Raw genomic sequence first — 16,232 nt, 5'->3', positions numbered from 1 at the left:
AGTTCCGCGCCTAGCGCGCCACCCTGGCGTCCATGACCATCTCCGAATATTCGTCCATCGAGGCCTGGGCCTGGCGGGGCGCGTCGAACCGGGCGATGTGCATGACGGCGTCTCCCTTGTAGACCGAGGCCAGGGACTGATCGCCGATGACGACGCCGTCCTGCGGCGATACCAGGTCCGTGGACCGGCCGCCGAAGGGGTCGTGGACGGTTCCGAGAACTTCGCCCCGGACGACGTGCTGGCCGAGCTTGGCTGCGGCCCGGAACAGGCCGCTGGCGGGAGCCCTGCACCAGGCCCGGTCCGTGGCGATTTGCAGGGGGGGCCGCTCGCGCTTCCGTTTGCCCGCGGGGAGCATTCCCAGGGCCTCTAGCACCGAGGTGATGCCGCGCAGCCCGGCGCGGATGGAGAGCTCGTCGAAGCGCAGGGCTTCTCCCGCCTCGTAGAGCAAAACGCGTACGCCGATTTCCCTGGCGGCGGCCCGCAGGGAGCCTTCCATGCCGGAAAGGTCGAGGGCCAGCGGCGCGCCGAACGCCTTGGCCATGGACAGGACCGTCGGGTCCTCCATGTCGCCCCGGATGTGCGGCAGGTTCCGGCGGTGATTGGAGCCTGTGTGCAGGTCGATGCCGTAGCCGCATCGCCTGACCACGTTCTCGAAGAGAACCGACGCCAGTTCCGAAGCCAGCGAGCCGCCTTCCTTGCCGGGGAAAAACCTGTTCAGGTCGCGCCGGTCCGGCAGGTAGCGGGTGTTGGCCATGAACCCGTATATATTCACGATGGGGATGGCGTACAGGGTGCCGGCCAATTGGCCGAGCCGCTTCATGCCCAACAGCCGCCGGATGATCTCCACCCCGTTCAGTTCGTCGCCGTGCAGGGCGGCGCAGACGAAGAAGGACGGTCCCTCGCGTCTGCCGTGGACGACGTGGACCGGCATGACGGAGCCCTGGCGCAGGGAGGTGTCGGGCACGGGCAGAAGCGCGGTGGCGCTGGTTCCGGCCGCCACGGTCAGGCCGCCGATGGTGACGGAAGCCTGGTCATGGTCCCTGTCCTCCCCGAGTCTTTCGCGCGGCGTCTAGCCCTTGCCGCGCGTTTTGGTCTTGCCGGGCTTGGCGTTCTTCTCGATAAACTCGATGATTTTGTCCGCGATGTCGATACCCGTGGCCTTTTCGATACCCTCCAGGCCGGGGGAGGAGTTGACCTCCATGACCACCGGGCCGTGGTTGGAGCGGAGCAGGTCCACGCCGCAGACGTTCAGGCCCATGATGCGGGCGGCCCGGACTGCGGTGGAGCGCTCTTCCGGGGTGATCCTGACGGGCTCGGCGGTGCCGCCGCGGTGGATGTTGGAGCGGAACTCGCCCTTGCCCGCCGTGCGCCGCATGGCCGCGACGACCTTGCCGCCCACCACCAGGCAGCGGATATCCGATCCCTTGGATTCCTTGATGTATTCCTGGACCAGGATGTTGGCGTTGAGACCCTGGAAGGCCTGGATGACGCTCTCGGCCGCATGTCTGGTTTCGGCCAGGACCACGCCGATGCCCTGGGTGCCTTCCAGCAGCTTGACCACCAGGGGCGCGCCGCCCACCAGATCGATGAGGTCGCCGGTGAACTGGGTGGAGCTGGCGAAGCCCGTAACCGGCAGGCCGATGCCCTTGCGCGAGAGCAGTTGGAGGCTGCGCAGCTTGTCGCGGGACCGGGTGATGGCGATGGATTCATTGAGGCTGTACACGCCCATCATTTCGAACTGGCGAACCACGGCGCAGCCGAAGAAGGTGATGGACGCGCCTATGCGCGGGATGACCGCGTCAACGCCGACCACCTGTTCGCCCTTGTAGTGAATGGACGGGCTGTGGGAGGTGATGTTCATGTAGCAGCGCAGAGGGTTGACGACCTCAACCTTATGGCCGCGAGCTTTTCCTGCGTCGACCAGGGCCTGGGTGGAATACAGGCTGGACTTGCGCGAGAGAATGACGATTTTCATGGAGGCTAATTACCTTTCTTCCGTTTGGAGTACGCCCGTTTTCCGACGGCGTTTCCTGCCTGCATGGACAGGGACGGATCGACCAGAAGCCGCCCGGACATGGCGTTGCGTCCGAGAAGCATCCTGAATCGCATTTCGTCCCGATTGGTCAGGGTCAATTCGATGGGCCAGGACCGTCCGGCCAGAAGCAGGGTGGTCGCTATGACATGCCGCCTCTGGCTTTGTCCACCCGAATTGGTGACTTTCCTGCGATCCACCAGGGGAGCGGCGCACGGAATGACAAGATCGTCGTTCCCCTGCAGGGGGTGGACGTTGAAGGAAACGTAACGGATGCCGTCACGTTCGAAGGGAACGATGTCGAAGGCGTGCAGGGCGGAAGTCCTGGCTCCTGTGTCCACCTTGACCTTGATGGCGGGCACGTTGAGGTCGGGCAGGGATACCCATTCCCGCCAGCCGATTATCATCTTCGGTTCTTTCGGTCTTTTCATGTGTTCCTTTGCGATGGTCGTCCCGGCGGGACCGCCGGGCTCGAAATGGTCGTGCGGGCCTGCGCGCGGCGCGGTCCCGGAGCAAACGGCCTTCCCGCCCGCCCCTTGCGTTCAATATCACATTTCGTCGCGCCGGGTAATGGTCCCGCCCGCAGGAAATCCCGGCCGGACCTTGCCGGATTCTAATCCGATTCCGCCCCTTCTGTTTTCATGCTACTGCCGATTGATGGAGGCTTTTCGGGCAACCAACGGAGCTCAGTAAATCCGGAGGAAGACTTGAAATACGCGACCCTGGAACAGTGTAGGCGGCGTATCGCCGACCTCGAGACCGAGCTGGAACGGACAAGGGAGCGGCTTGGCGCCGCCTTGGGGGCGGCATGGACGTCCCAGCCCACCAGGAAGGCCGTAGTGGAGGAGCCGTGCCGTTCGGCTGCCGCAACCGGTTTTCCCGGCGTCGACCTCACGGCGGACGCGGCGCAGTTGCGCATCCTGCTGGAATCCATCCCCGAACTGGTCTGGTTCAAGGACGCGGCCGGAACCTACGTTTTCTGCAATCAATGTTTCGAGCGTTTTTACGGAGCGGCGGCAACGGACATTGTCGGGCGGACGGATTACGATTTCGTGGAGGTCGGCCTGGCCGACGCCATCCGGGAGCAGGACCGCAGGGCCGTGGAGGCGGGCGTTCCCTGCGTCAACGAGGAACGGGGCGTCTACAGGGACGACGGCCATGAGGAGTGCCTGGAGACGATCAGGACGCCGCTGTTCGGCGGAAACGGCGCGCTGCTCGGCGTGCTCGGCGTGGCGCGGGACATCACCGGGCGCAATCGGTTCGCGGACGTGCTTCGGGACAGCGAACAACGCCACCGGGTCATCTTCGAGAACTCCCCCCTTGGCATGATACGGTTCGGCCGGGACGGGCGGATACTGGATTGCAACAACCGGTTCGTGCAAATGATGGGCGCCGCCAGGGGGGACATCATCGGGGCCGAACTCCTGCGCGGGCGCAACCCGAAATTGGGACGGGCCCTGGAGACGGCCATGGCCGGTCGTCCGTCCTCCTGCGACGATTATTTCGTTTCGGGCGGCGGCGGGCGCGAGGCGTTCCTGCATGTTCAGTTCAACCCGGTCGTTCCCGGCAGGTCCCCCACCGAGGTCATCGCCACCTTGGAGGACTTCAGCGAACGGAAGCAGGATCAGGACACCTTGCGGACGGCCAAGGAGCAGGCCGAGGCGTTCAGCCGCTCCAAGACGGAGTTTCTCGCCAACATGAGCCACGAGATCAGGACCCCGCTCAACGGGATCATGGGGATGCTCCAGCTCATCCAGTCGACCGGCCTCGACAAGGAGCAGTCCGAGTACACGCGGGCGGCCCTGCAATCCGCGCGGAGGCTGATGAACCTGTTGACCGACATCCTAGACCTGTCGAGGGTGGAGGCGGGCAAGCTGGCCGTGCGCAACGCTCCCTTCGACCTGGTGGAGACCTGCGAACAGGTCTGCGACCTGTTCAGGCTCACTTCAGCCCAGTCCGGGGTGGACATGGCCTGCGAACTGGGCGCGGACGTTCCGCGACGGGCCGTGGGGGATGCCGTCCGGCTCCAGCAAATCCTGACCAACCTCATGGGCAACGCCTTCAAGTTTACCGACTCCGGGCGCGTCGTCATGGCCGCGCATAGGCTTCCGAACCTCCCTTCGGGCGGCTATCGAATCCTTTTTTACGTGTCCGACACCGGGGCGGGGATACCGGACAGCAAGGTCGGCACCCTGTTCGACGCCTTCACCCAAGTCTCCCGGGGCCACACCCGCCGGTACCAGGGCGCGGGGCTCGGGTTGTCCATCTGCCGGAATCTGGTTTCCCTAATGGGCGGCAACATGGCTATCGAAAGCGAGGAGGGCGTCGGCACCACGCTGTATGTCTCCCTGCCCTTCGACGAGGCTCCGGGCGCTCCTCCGGCCGTGAGCATCGCCTCGATGCGCGGACGCGCGACCGGTCCGCTGTCCATCCTTCTTGCCGAAGACGAGCGGGTCAACAGCCTGGTCATCAAACGTATCCTGGAAAAGGCAGGGCATACCGTCACCGGCGTGGAGAACGGCGAACAGGTCCTCGCCGCACTGCGCGGCGCGGCCTTCGACGTGATTCTTATGGACATCCAGATGCCGGTGATGGACGGGGTGGAGACCTCCCTGGCGATTCGGGCCGGGATGGCCGGTGAGGAACGGGCGGACATCCCCATCGTGGCCGTGACCGCCTACGCCATGGTCGGCGACCGGGAGAAGTTTCTCGCGGCGGGAATGGACGGCTACGTGGTCAAGCCCGTGGAGAGGCGAAAGCTGTTGGAGGCGTTGGAGATCGCACTGTCGGGCGATGCCCGACGGCCGGTCGGCGGGGGGTGATGAGCCCCGCCGGGCTGTTGTCTTCCCTTGGGCGGGGTTAGGCCGATGCGGGCTTGTCCCCTTTCTCGTGATTCAGGAAAAAGGGCAGGGAAATGGAGAAGGCGCTGCCCTTGCCCACCGTGCTCTCCACCGAGATGGCGCCGCCGAGCTTTTCGATGAGGTATTTGGATATGGTCAGTCCCACGCCGGACCCGCTCAGCCGCTTGGTCATGACCTTCTCCCCTATTTCAAAGCTGTGGAAGATGGTTTCCAGGCGGTCGGGAGGGATGCCGACGCCCGTGTCCGTGATCGTGAAGAGGATCATGACCTGGTTCTGTCCGTTCCCGGCGAAGCGGACCGGGTCCCTGGATACGTCCAGGCTTATCTTGCCCTTTTCCGTGTAGCGAAAGGCGTTGAGCAGGATGTTGTTCAGGGCCTGGGCTGTTTCCAGCGGCGCGCCGTAGAGAACCTCCGGCACATCGCCGTGGGCGACGAACTCGAACTCCACGCCCTTTTTCAGGGCATAGGCGTGAAACACGGCCGCCAGGCGCGACAGGGCCTTGGAGAAGTCGAAGTGTTTGAATTCGATCCGCACCGCGTCGGATTCGAGCATGGTCAGGTCCAGGAGCTGGTCGAAAAGCCCGGCGAGCTGCGCGGCTCCATCGTGAAGGGGTCGGATCAGTTCAAGCCGCTCGGGGTCGGTGTCGATTTCGAGGAGCAGACTGGACAATCCCATGATGTGGTTGAGCGGCGTGCGAAGCTCGTGGCTGATGTTGGCCAGGAAGGCGGATTTCGCCCGGCTGGCCTCGTCGGCTTTTTCCTTGCTCTTTTCGAGTTCGAAGGTCCGCTGCCGGACCTTTTCCTCAAGTTCGCGGTTCTGGTTGTACAGGGCGAGGTGGGTCTTGACCCGAGCCTGGACGATGGCCGGATTGACCGGCTTGGTGATGTAGTCCACGGCCCCGAGCGCCAGTCCCTTGGCCTCGTCTTCGCTCTGCGATCTGGCCGTGATGAAGATGATCGGGATTTGCGCGGTCCGCTCTTCGCTCTTGATCCGTTTGCAGACCTCGTAGCCGTCCATCTCGGGCATCATGATGTCCAGGAGGATGATGTCGGGGAGCGTGTTGCGGAGGATTTCCAGCGCCGTAAGCCCGTTAAGCGCCACAAGGAGTTTGTAGTCGTCCTTGAGAACATCGACCAGAAGATCGATATTCAGACGGTTGTCGTCGACTATTAGGACGGTGGGGCGTTCACTCGTGTCCATTGCGGCTCCATTGATTAAGGGACTACCATCAATGAAATTACCGCATTTTTCACCTCTGAGCAAGAAAGTCCGCTTAATTCCCTTTTCAGGGAGCGTGCTGGATCAGAGCCCCTTCTTGGGATTGAAGTCCTGGCCCAGCGCGGCAGGGGCTTCAATGGACCACCCCTTGGACAGGCTTTTGAGGACCGGGTAGCGGCGCACGATGTCCTGAATCCAGCCCATGCGGCCCATGTTTACGGCCAACAGGGTCAGAATCATCATGGGGAAGGGGGCCACCTGGAAGACCGGAGCCGGGATGGACGGGAATATCTCCTGGAGGTGAATGCCGGACACCTGCAGGGCGGCGAAGAAGAACGCGCCGAGCGCTGTGCGCACCGGGTGCCAGCCTCCGAAGATGACGATGGCCAGGGCGATCCAGCCCGCGCCCTCGCAGCCCTGCGGCCTGCCCCAGCCGGGCTTCACGGCCAGGGAGTACGCGCCCCCCGCAAGCCCCACCAGGGCTCCGCCCGCCAGACAGTAGTACAGGCGCACCAACCGGACCCGGATGCCGCGTCCGAAGGCCGCTCGTGGGGATTCGCCCACGGCGCGCAGGCGCATACCGCCCTCGGTGCGGAACATCCACCACCAGCAGAAGGCGATGGCTCCGAGGCTCATGTAGACCACCGGGGACTGCGAGCCGAAGATCAGGCCGACGAAGGGGACGTCGCCCGCGCCGGGGATGGTCCACAGGCCGAGGTCCGGCCCGGGCTGCCGGGAGAAATTGTGGCCGAGAAAGTAGGCCAGGTCGCGGGAGAGCAGTGTCAGGATGAAGCCGACCGCGAGCTGGGACTGGCCGAGATAGATGCCGATGACGCCGAGCACGCCCGCGATGGCCGCGCCGACCGCAGCGCCCGCCAGCATCCCGAGCCAGGGGGAGTCGAAGGTGGCGGAGCAGGCGAAGGCGGCCATGGCGGCCAGCAGGATGGAGCCGTCCAGCGAGAGGTTAACGATGCCCGCTTTTTCGGTCAGGGTCTCTCCCAGGGTGGCGAGGACCAGGGGAGCTCCGGCCATGAGGATGGCGGCGATGGTCAGGGCGAAGGTATCCATTTAATCCGTCTCCTTCCTTTGCTTGAGCCATAGCCTCAGTCCCTGCACGATGAACAGGGAGAGGACCATGATGCCCTGGATCACGCCGGACAGGGAGGAGTCCAGGCCGAGTTGCAGGGGCAGTTGGATGGAGCCCACGTTGAGAATGGCGAAGAAGAGGCAGATGAACGGCACAAGGGAAAGCCTGAACGAGGCCATCATGCTCACCAGCAGGGCGGTGTAGCCGTAGCCCGAGGAAATGTTGGGCAGCAGCCTGTGATACACGCCGAGGACCTGGGTGGCTCCGGCCAGTCCGGCCAGCCCGCCGCAGAGCATGAATGCCTGGAGCAAACGGCGGCGCGGTCCCAGGGAGAACAGGGTGGCGGCCTTGGGATTCTCGCCCACGGCGCGCAGCTTGAGCCCCCACTTGGTGCGGTGGAGCAGGATGTAGACCAGGATGAGAGCCGCCACGGCCAGGGCGAGGCCCACCCAGCTCACCGACATGTTGCCGAGCCTGGGCAGCCACAGGGATATGTCCAGGGGTTGGGTTCCGGACATGGACGCCACGCCGGGCCGTTTCCATGGCCCGAATATGAGCCACAGGGTGACGCCGAGGGCCACGAAATTGAGGCCGAGGCCGGAAAATATCTCATGCACCCGGCCGAAGACGCGCAGCAGTCCGGCCAGCAGCGCCCAGAGCGCGCCGCCCGCAACGGACGCGGCCAGGGCCAGGGCGATGACCCAGGCGGAGCCGCCGTCGTCGAAGGGACGCAGGGCAGCGGTGCAGAAGATGGCGCCCATGATGACCTGGCCTTCCACGCCGATGTTCCACAGCCGGGCCGTGAACGGGATGAGCAGCCCGACCGAACACAGGGTCAGCGGAACCCAGCCTGCGAGCACGCGGCCAACCTTGGACCAGGAGCTCAGGCCGCCCTGGAACAGCACGTAGATGGTTTTCAGGGGAGGAGCTCCCGAGGGCAGGGCCACGATTACGGTCAGGGCCAGGGCCAGGAGCAGGGCCAGGGCGAGCCAGCCGGTCTGAATCAGGAGGGATTCGCGGTTCATGCCTTGGCCTCCTTGAGTTCGTCGTATCGCTTGCCCGCCATGAGGGCGCCGACCACTTCCATGGAGATGTCCTCACCTTCGACCACGGCGGCCATGGTCCGGTCGTAGAAGACGATGACCCTATGGCTGTGTTCGAGCACTTCCTCCAGGTCCGGTGAGAAAAAGATCAATGTGGCCCCTTCGGCACAGCGCCGTTTCAGGTGGTTCCAGACCTGTCTGGCCGATCCCGCGTCCAGGCCGCGCGTGGGGTGTTCCATGAGCAGGAGCTTGGCCTCGTCGGGAATGAGCGAGAGCAGGAGGCGCTGCTGGTTGCCGCCGGACAGTTCGGCCGCGTGGGTGTCAGGGTGGGCCTGGAGATTGAATTTGTCCACGCATTGGGAGCGGTAGAATTCGGTCAGGTCGCCGTGTCGGTCCGGGAAGGCGAGGGTGATGTGTTCCATGAGGTTCAGGTCGGGGAACAGGGCGAGCGCGAGCCGGTCGGCAGGCACGAACTGGACTCCTGCCTTGCGCAGTCCGGCAAAATTGTTGGAGGCGTGGTTGACGCCGTCCAGATCGAAGGAGCCGCCGGGCATACGGTCCAGGCCGCACAGGCCGCGCAGGAACAGTTCCTGGCCGGAGCCGTCGAGCCCGGCCAGCCCGATGCATTCTCCCGGTCTGGCGGTGAAATTCAGTCCGCCCATGGAATACTTCGGACCGGCGAAAAGCACGTCGTGCATGTCCAGGCGGGGCTTGCCCGTGTCGGCGGGCAACTCGGGCATGGGCTCCACCTCGCCGTCGGCGGCCTCGCCGAACATGAGGGAGACCAGCTCTTTCTCGCCATAGGGCGGAGTAAGGGTGCCGACCAGGGCTCCCTGGCGCATGACGAAGATGGAGTCGGCCATCTCGAAGGCCTCGGAAAGCTTGTGGGTGACGAGGACGATGGTGTGCCCCTCCTCGCGCGCCAGCTTCATGAGCAGGTCGAAGAGATCCTGCTTCTGCTCGGGAGTGATGCCGGTGGTGGGCTCGTCCAGGATCAGGGTGGTGGCCCCGAGGTCGAGCAGGCGCAGCAGTTCGAGAAGCTGCCGTTCGCCCACGGTCAGGCTGGACACCGGCTCGTCGGGCAGGAAACAGGCGTCCAGGCGGTAGGAGAGCTCGCCGATGATGTCGACCACTTCCCGTTTGCTGCGCTTGGGCGCGCCGAGCTGGAAGTTCTCCCAAACGGGCATGGCCGGAAAATCCAGCGGGTCCTGGTAGAGCATCCCGACGCCCTTTTCGCGGGCCAGGGCCGGAGTCAGGTGGCTCAGGGATTCCTCGTTGATGACCAGTTCGCCGGATGTCGGCCGGGTATGCCCCGCGAGGATGCGCATGAGCGTGGACTTGCCCGCGCCGTTTTCGCCGACGAGAGCGTAGATACGGCCGGGTTCGAGGGTCAGGCTGATGCCGTCGTTGGCCCGAACCCGGCCGTAGTGTTTATGTATGTCGTTGAGAACGATCATCCCTATTCGGGGGAGGACAGGCCTTCCATGCCTTCAAGCAGTTGTTCCATGTACCAGATCTGCTTGTCGGTGGCCGTCTCTCCGGCTTTCAGGAACGGAGAGCCGTCCTGGTAGTTGAGCGGGCCGGTGAACAGGTTCAGCTCGCCGGAACCCATCTTGGCGATGAACTTGTCGAGCGCGGCCTTGACCTCGGGGGTGACGCCGGGACCGGCCATGAAGCCCACCGGGGACTTGTCGTGGTTGTTGTAGTCGGCCCAGTAGGGAGCTTCCCACTCGAAGCCGGGCTTGTAGGTGCCGGCGGCCACGGTCTTGGCCAGGCGCAGGAAGCCGGGACCCCAGTTGAAGTAGGGGACGCCGAGGCAGATATCGCCCTGGCCTTCGCAGGCCTTCTCGTAGTCGTAGGGCAGGGCCCAGACCTTCTTGCCCGCGTCGGCGCGCTGCTTGGCGACGATGACGTTGTCCGGGGTATCGATGCCGGAGATGACCACGTCGTAACCGGAATCATAGAAGGAACCGGCCACCTGGGTCGGGTCGGCGGTCACGCCGGGGATGTTGAACCAGAAGCCGATCCACTTGACGTTGAAGGTCAGGTCCTTGGCGTCCATGCCGCGCACTTCGGTCCAGGCGTAGCGCGCGCCCAGGTAGGCGGCGGACATCAGGCGGCGGGTCTCCTCGTTGATGAGCGGGCCGACCACGCCGATCTTGCCGGTCTGGGTGGTCATGGCGGCGGTGAATCCGGCGAGCATCTTGGAGTAGATCATCTTGGCGAACAGGTTGCCCAGGTTGGCCGGAGCCTTGCCGGACCATGCGGAGTCGCCGGAGGCGTGCACGAAAATCTTGTCGGGGTGCATGGAGGCGGCTTCCAGGATGCCGTCCTTCATGTCGTCGGAACCGGCGATAATCAGGTCCGCGCCCTTTTCAATCAGGTCGTCGACGACCTGCGGGATGGTCAGGCCGGGGCGGTCCGCCGGGTTGACCTTGTCGAGGTAGATCAGCTTGGCGCCGTCCATGTGGGCTTCGACGTACTTGCCGCCCTCGTACTGCGCCTGGCTGTAGCCCTTGTCGTTATAGGGGCCGACCAGGATCAGGCCGATGGTGAAATCCTTGGCGAAAGCCAGCCCGGACATGAGCAAAAGCGCGCTCGCGGCCAGGGCCAGCAGCATGGTGAAACGTTTCATCCTCTCCTCCATGTTCGATGCCCGCCCGTGACGGTGCGCGGCGAATGCTGCGGGCTGTTGTTGTGTCGCGGTCCCGGACGGGGCCCGCAAAAAAGCGGCGGGAACGGTGTAGCCGACACTCCCGCAAAAGTCTATTCTTGGATTAGAAGCCGGGGTCGTGTCAACAGCTTACTGTTTGTACAAATAATATGATAATGCGCTCCGAAAGCTCCCGTTCGGGGGGAAAGCGTCCGGATTAGCTTGACCCCGGCGATAGTATGTCCTATGTTGCCGACAGTCAGCTGGATGACGCATATGCAGCCGCGTAGCTTTTTAAGGAATGCCGCGCGGCCTGTATCTTTTTTGTTACCCGGCGACGAAATCACTTTAGAGAGGTTTTTGACCATGGATCGCGTTCCCATTTCTAAGCAAGGGTTTGAAAAGATCACCAAGGAGCTTGAGGACCTCAAGGCCCAGCGTCCGGCAATCATCCAGGCCATCGCGGAAGCTCGTGCGGAGGGGGACCTCTCCGAGAACGCGGGGTACGATGCCGCCCGTGAGCGGCAGGGGATGTTGGAAGCCCGTATCAGCTACATCAATTCCCGTATGCCGTTGTTCGACGTCCTCGATCTGGATTCTCTCTCCGGCGAACGGGCCATCTTCGGCGCCACCGTTGAGGTGGAGGATATCGATACCGAGGAGCGGCGCATCTTTACTCTGCTCGGCCCCGACGACGCGGATCACAAGAAGGGCTCCATCTCCGTGCTCTCTCCCATGGGACAGGCCCTTCTGGGCAAAGAGGAGGGTGACGAGATCATCGTGGACGCCCCCCGCGGCCGCATTGAATACGAAATCGTTTCCGTTGAGTTCCTCGGCGCGGCCGGACTGAACCTCAGATAGTGCGAAAGCCGCATCTTGCATGACCCGCCCCGTCGTCTTCCGGCGACGGGGCTTTTATTTATAATGAAACCCACACCCATCCGTTTCACCGGGGAATTCGACTCCGCAGTCGCCTGCCGGGGCGGGTGCGCCCGCTGCGGCAGGGAGCATGTCCTGCCGTTCGGGCCCGCGCGCGGCCCCGCGCTCGCCCTGTTCGAGCGGATGGAGCGGGAAGGGCGCATCGATTTCGACGCGCCCGAGCCCGACCCGAGGTTCTCCACGGAGTACCTCCACGGCGAGGCGGGCGGACAGATGTTCGGCGTGCTTGCCGCCCGTGACGACTCGGGCGCGACCTTCGTCCTCAAGGCCTTCTCCGGCCAATACAACTCAGTATGGGAAGTGGACGGATGGGTCCCGCCGTTGCTGGACACGGTCCGGTTCCGGCGCGACACCTTCGAACCGGAGCAGCGGATCAAGGCCATGGGCAGGGAAATCGTCGGGCTGCCTCAGGGGTCGCCCGCCCGCGACCTGCTCATCTACCGGCGCAGGAAGGCTTCGGCCGCTCTCATGCGGGAGATACACGCCATGTACCGGCTGCCCAACTTCCGGGGCGAAACCGTTCCGTTGCCGCAGGCGGTGTTCCCGGCAGGCAATCCGCCCACGGGCACGGGCGACTGCTGTGCGCCCAAGCTGCTCGGCTGGGCCGCCCTCAACGGCCTGACGCCGCTGGGGCTGGCGGAATTCTATTTCGGCAGGACGAATAGGTCGGGTTCAAAGGAGCACGGCCAATTCTACACGTCCTGCCTGGACAAGTGCGGCCGTATCTTCGGCTTCATGCTCTGCGGTCTGGAGGATGCATGACCACGTCGGAAGGATTGAACATCGTATTCGAGGACGACGCCGTGGTGGTCGTCGACAAGCCGTCCGGCCTGCTTTCCGTTCCCGGAAAGGGCGAGGCCAACCAGGACAGCGTCGCAACCCGGCTCAAGGCCATGCGGCCCGAATGCATCGACCAGCCCTCGGTCCACCGCCTGGACCAGGACACTTCCGGCCTGCTGGCCCTGGCCCTGACAGCGGAGGCCCACCGCGACTTGTCCATGCAGTTCATGGACCGGCTGGTGGGCAAGCGGTATATCGCCCTCATCGACGGCGTCGTCAGGGAATCGGGCGGGATCATCGAGCTCAAGTTCCGTTTGGACCCGGACAACCGCCCCTATCAGGTCTATGATCCGGTGAACGGCAAGCCCGCCGTGACCCGCTGGCGCAGCCTCGGCGTCGAAAACGGCCGCACCCGCGTCGAGTTCATGCCCCATACCGGCAGGACCCACCAGCTCCGGCTGCATTCGGCTCACAAGAAGGGGCTGGGTTTCCCCATCGTCGGAGACCGCCTCTACGGCACCGGCACGGGCCCCGGACAGCTCAAACTCCATGCCTCGCTTCTGCGGTTCCGCCATCCCGTCACCCGCGTCCCCCTCGAATTTGTCTCCCCGGCTCCGTTTTGACCCGTCTTCGGTTACACGCAAAACGGCCGATAATGCCATTTTTGTGCTTTCCTTTCGGCGGCTCGGGAAAGACCGTTCGCGCCTTCCAAAATACCCGGGGTTACGGCCTTTTTCGCTTGCCAATTCCGTAACAGACTTCCCCTGCTAAATTGCAGTGTTGTGTGAAAACGGAATTTTTTTTGCAAATTTGTTATACAGGAAGGCCGAAAAAGGGGCGAAAAACTACATTTTCGTAGTAATTCCCGGTCGGCTGAAAATTTGAATCGACGCATCTTGTTGAATATACGACCTTTTCCCTGTTTGGCATACAACTTGGTACAGAGGGCGTCTAGACAACAAGGGTCAGGCGCCCTTTGGCCGGCCGGACGCCGGAAAACCCACATCCAATTGCCTGAAGGAGCATTACATGAGCGGATATCAGACTCGTCAGAACGCGATCAATGCGGTGACCAACTACAAACCCAGCATCGAGCCTCTGAATTTCGCGGAGACCTCTCCGGCCGAGATCTTTGGTTCCAACGTCTTCAGCGACAAGGTCATGAAGGGGATGTTGCCCAAGGAAGTCTACAAGTCCCTGATGAATACCAAGATGACCGGCGAGAAGCTGGACCCCTCCGTGGCCGGTCCCGTTGCCGCCGCCATGAAGGAATGGGCCATGTCCAAGGGCGCAACCCATTACACTCACGTATTCTACCCCCTGACCGGCCTGACCGCCGAGAAGCATGACGGCTTCCTGAACCCCGACGGCGAGGGCGGCGCCATCGCCGAATTCGACGGCAAGCTGCTGATCCAGGGCGAGCCCGACGCTTCCTCCTTCCCGTCCGGCGGCCTGCGCGCCACCTTCGAGGCCCGCGGCTACACCGCCTGGGACGTGACCAACCCTGCCTACATCCTTGAGAACACCAACGGCACCTTCCTGTGCATCCCCACCGCGTTCGTCTCCTGGAAGGGACACGCCCTGGACAAGAAGACCCCGCTGCTGCGTTCCAACCAGGCCCTGAACAAGGCCGGTCGTCGTTTCCTCAAGGTCTTCGGCACCGACGACGGCTCCATGGTCGTGTCCAACGCCGGTCCCGAGCAGGAATACTTCCTGCTGGATCGCAACTTTTTCTTCGCCCGTCCCGACCTGATGGTCTGCGGACGGACCCTGTTCGGCGCCAAGCCCTCCAAGGGCCAGGAGCTGGACGACCACTACTTCGGCGCCATTCCTCGCCGCGTGCTCTCCTTCATGATGGAGGTCGAGCGTGAGCTGTACAAGCTGGGCGTGCCGGTCAAGACCCGCCACAACGAAGTCGCTCCCGGCCAGTTCGAGATCGCTCCGGTCTACGAGCAGTCCAACCTGGCCACCGACCACAACCAGATGGTCATGACCACCCTGAAGTCCGTGGCCAAGAAGCACGGCATGGCCTGCCTCCTGCACGAGAAGCCCTTCGCCGGCATCAACGGTTCCGGCAAGCACCTGAACTACTCCATCTCGACCGCCACCCAGGGCTCCCTGTACGCTCCGGGCAAGACCCCGCATGAGAACATGCAGTTCCTGGCGGTCACCGCGGCCACCATCCGCGCCGTCGAGAAATTCTCCAAGCTGCTGCGCGGCGTGGTCGCCTCCGCAGGCAACGACCATCGCCTGGGCGCCAACGAAGCGCCTCCGGCCATCATCTCCGTCTTCCTGGGCGACGAGCTTGCCGAGATCTTCAACCAGATCGAACTGGGCGACCTCAAGGGCTGCAAGTCCAAGGGCTGCCTTGAGGTGGGCGTCGACACCCTGCCCCCGCTGCCCATGGATTCCGGCGACCGCAACCGTACCTCCCCGTTCGCCTTCACCGGCAACCGCTTCGAGTTCCGCGCGGTCGGCTCCAACCAGTCCATCGCCGGCGCTCAGGTTGCCCTGAACACCATCATGGCCGACTCCCTGGACTTCGTCACCGAAGAGATCCTCAAGATCACCGGCGGCAAGAAGGCCGGTCTGAAGGCCGCTTGCCAGAAAGTCCTCCAGGACATCATGAAGAAGCACGGCCACGTGATCTTCAACGGCGACGGCTACGCCGACGCCTGGCAGAAGGAAGCGGCCAAGCGTGGCCTGCCCAACCTGAAGACCACCCCGGACGCGCTGCCCGCCATGATCGGGAAGGACGTGATCGAGGTCTTCGAGAAGTACGGCGTCCTGTCCAAGGATGAGCTGCACTCCCGCTACGAAATCTACCATGAACAGTACAACCAGCACATCGTCACCGAGTCGCTGCTGGTCGTGAAGATTGCCAAGACCATCATCCTGCCCGCCGCCATCCGCTACCAGGGCGAACTGGCCCAGGTCGCCGCCTCCATCAAGGCCGCAGGCATCGAGCCCCGTACCATCCTGCTCCAGGAAGTCACCGACAAGCTGCGTGACCTCCAGCAGAACATCCTGGCCCTGGACTCGATCATCGCCAAGGATGAGTTCGATTCCCCTGAAGAGGACGCCAAGTACAAGGTCACCAAGACCCTGCCCGCCATGCTCGCCGTCCGCGAAGTGGCCGACAGCCTCGAGGGCATCGTCGCCGACGATCTCTGGCCGCTGCCCAGCTACCAGGAAATGCTCTTCATTAAGTAGTAAGCGCGTCACAGAACACGAAAAAAGGGGCTCCGGGAAACCGGAGCCCTCTTTTTTCGTGTTCTGTGACGCGGCGCGGCTTTCGAGAGCGGGCCATCTGCACATTTTCCGAAGGGGGGAAGTGGATTGCTGCAGGGGAGGGAGAGTCTCTTTCGAGAGGGCTTTGCCCACGAATTGCTCCAAAGGTGGGAAAAAGAGGGTGGCGCGTGGGTGAGGTGCGGACGGCCGGGCGTGCAAAGTCCGCGAAGCGGCAATAAAAAGTTTGGGAAAAGAAGGGGATGGGGGTCCGGGGGAAGGGGAGGAAAGAACGGTACAGTCCGGGTACATAGGTAACACATTAGTCCGGGAACATGGGTAACACTTTGGGCATGGAAGCCTGGAGGTGCACATGCCCTGGAAAGAGGT

General features: G+C 63.5%; 13 protein-coding genes. 5 read left to right on the top strand and 8 right to left on the bottom strand.

Going from position 1 to position 16,232, the window contains the following annotated elements; genetic code table 11:
• Positions 1–10 precede the first annotated feature (10 nt).
• The 3 genes from PSN43_RS14095 to PSN43_RS14085 all read right to left on the bottom strand — a co-directional run bounded on the left by PSN43_RS14095 (position 11) and on the right by PSN43_RS14085 (position 2,463).
• Complete coding sequence (locus PSN43_RS14095; RefSeq protein ID WP_272701374.1) at positions 11–1,000, bottom strand: succinylglutamate desuccinylase/aspartoacylase family protein; 990 nt, start codon at positions 998–1,000, stop codon at positions 11–13.
• A 69-nt stretch (positions 1,001–1,069) separates the two neighbouring features.
• Positions 1,070–1,975 (bottom strand): 30S ribosomal protein S6--L-glutamate ligase, encoded by a 906-nt coding sequence (gene rimK / locus PSN43_RS14090; protein WP_272701373.1) that lies wholly within the window; start codon positions 1,973–1,975, stop codon positions 1,070–1,072.
• Between the two features lie 5 nt (positions 1,976–1,980).
• The gene (locus PSN43_RS14085) at positions 1,981–2,463 is read right to left on the bottom strand and encodes an ATP-dependent zinc protease family protein (protein WP_272701372.1); all 483 of its coding nucleotides are present in this window, start codon (positions 2,461–2,463) and stop codon (positions 1,981–1,983) included.
• Positions 2,464–2,739: 276 nt separating this feature from the next.
• On the opposite strand from PSN43_RS14085, the gene PSN43_RS14080 reads away from it, so the two are divergent.
• On the top strand, positions 2,740–4,854 hold the full coding sequence (locus PSN43_RS14080; RefSeq protein ID WP_272701371.1) for a PAS domain-containing hybrid sensor histidine kinase/response regulator: 2,115 nt from the start codon (positions 2,740–2,742) through the stop codon (positions 4,852–4,854).
• Positions 4,855–4,891: 37 nt separating this feature from the next.
• Here the strand turns inward: PSN43_RS14080 and PSN43_RS14075 are convergent, their stop codons facing one another.
• From PSN43_RS14075 to PSN43_RS14055, 5 genes are all read right to left on the bottom strand, one after another.
• Positions 4,892–6,094, bottom strand: a complete 1,203-nt coding sequence (locus PSN43_RS14075) for a hybrid sensor histidine kinase/response regulator (RefSeq protein WP_272701370.1) — start codon at positions 6,092–6,094, stop codon at positions 4,892–4,894.
• Positions 6,095–6,196: 102 nt separating this feature from the next.
• A complete protein-coding gene (locus tag PSN43_RS14070; RefSeq protein ID WP_272701369.1) occupies positions 6,197–7,180 on the bottom strand; it encodes an ABC transporter permease in 984 nt (327 codons plus the stop codon).
• On the bottom strand, positions 7,181–8,224 hold the full coding sequence (locus PSN43_RS14065; RefSeq protein WP_272701368.1) for an ABC transporter permease: 1,044 nt from the start codon (positions 8,222–8,224) through the stop codon (positions 7,181–7,183).
• A complete protein-coding gene (locus PSN43_RS14060) occupies positions 8,221–9,699 on the bottom strand; it encodes an ATP-binding cassette domain-containing protein (protein WP_272701367.1) in 1,479 nt (492 codons plus the stop codon). Before PSN43_RS14060 ends, PSN43_RS14065 begins: the two co-directional genes overlap by 4 nt.
• Before the next feature lie 2 nt (positions 9,700–9,701).
• Positions 9,702–10,877, bottom strand: a complete 1,176-nt coding sequence (locus PSN43_RS14055; RefSeq protein ID WP_272701366.1) for a BMP family lipoprotein — start codon at positions 10,875–10,877, stop codon at positions 9,702–9,704.
• Between the two features lie 384 nt (positions 10,878–11,261).
• Between PSN43_RS14055 and greA the strand changes: the two genes are divergently transcribed.
• The 4 genes from greA to PSN43_RS14035 all read left to right on the top strand — a co-directional run bounded on the left by greA (position 11,262) and on the right by PSN43_RS14035 (position 15,827).
• Positions 11,262–11,756 (top strand): transcription elongation factor GreA, encoded by a 495-nt coding sequence (gene greA / locus PSN43_RS14050; RefSeq protein ID WP_272701365.1) that lies wholly within the window; start codon positions 11,262–11,264, stop codon positions 11,754–11,756.
• A 63-nt stretch (positions 11,757–11,819) separates the two neighbouring features.
• Positions 11,820–12,596, top strand: coding sequence for a hypothetical protein (locus PSN43_RS14045; protein WP_272701364.1), 777 nt, complete (start codon positions 11,820–11,822; stop codon positions 12,594–12,596).
• The gene (locus PSN43_RS14040) at positions 12,593–13,237 is read left to right on the top strand and encodes an RluA family pseudouridine synthase (RefSeq protein WP_272701363.1); all 645 of its coding nucleotides are present in this window, start codon (positions 12,593–12,595) and stop codon (positions 13,235–13,237) included. The genes PSN43_RS14045 and PSN43_RS14040 overlap by 4 nt, the downstream gene beginning before the upstream one ends.
• A gap of 406 nt (positions 13,238–13,643) precedes the next feature.
• Complete coding sequence (locus PSN43_RS14035; protein ID WP_272701362.1) at positions 13,644–15,827, top strand: glutamine synthetase III family protein; 2,184 nt, start codon at positions 13,644–13,646, stop codon at positions 15,825–15,827.
• Positions 15,828–16,232: the final 405 nt, after the last annotated feature.

The organism is Desulfovibrio sp. Fe33 (genome assembly GCF_028532725.1).
Classification (GTDB): Bacteria; Desulfobacterota; Desulfovibrionia; order Desulfovibrionales; family Desulfovibrionaceae; genus Pseudodesulfovibrio.
The sequence above is the reverse complement of the archived record's forward strand: the minus strand, read 5'-3'. Positions and strand labels throughout refer to the sequence as shown.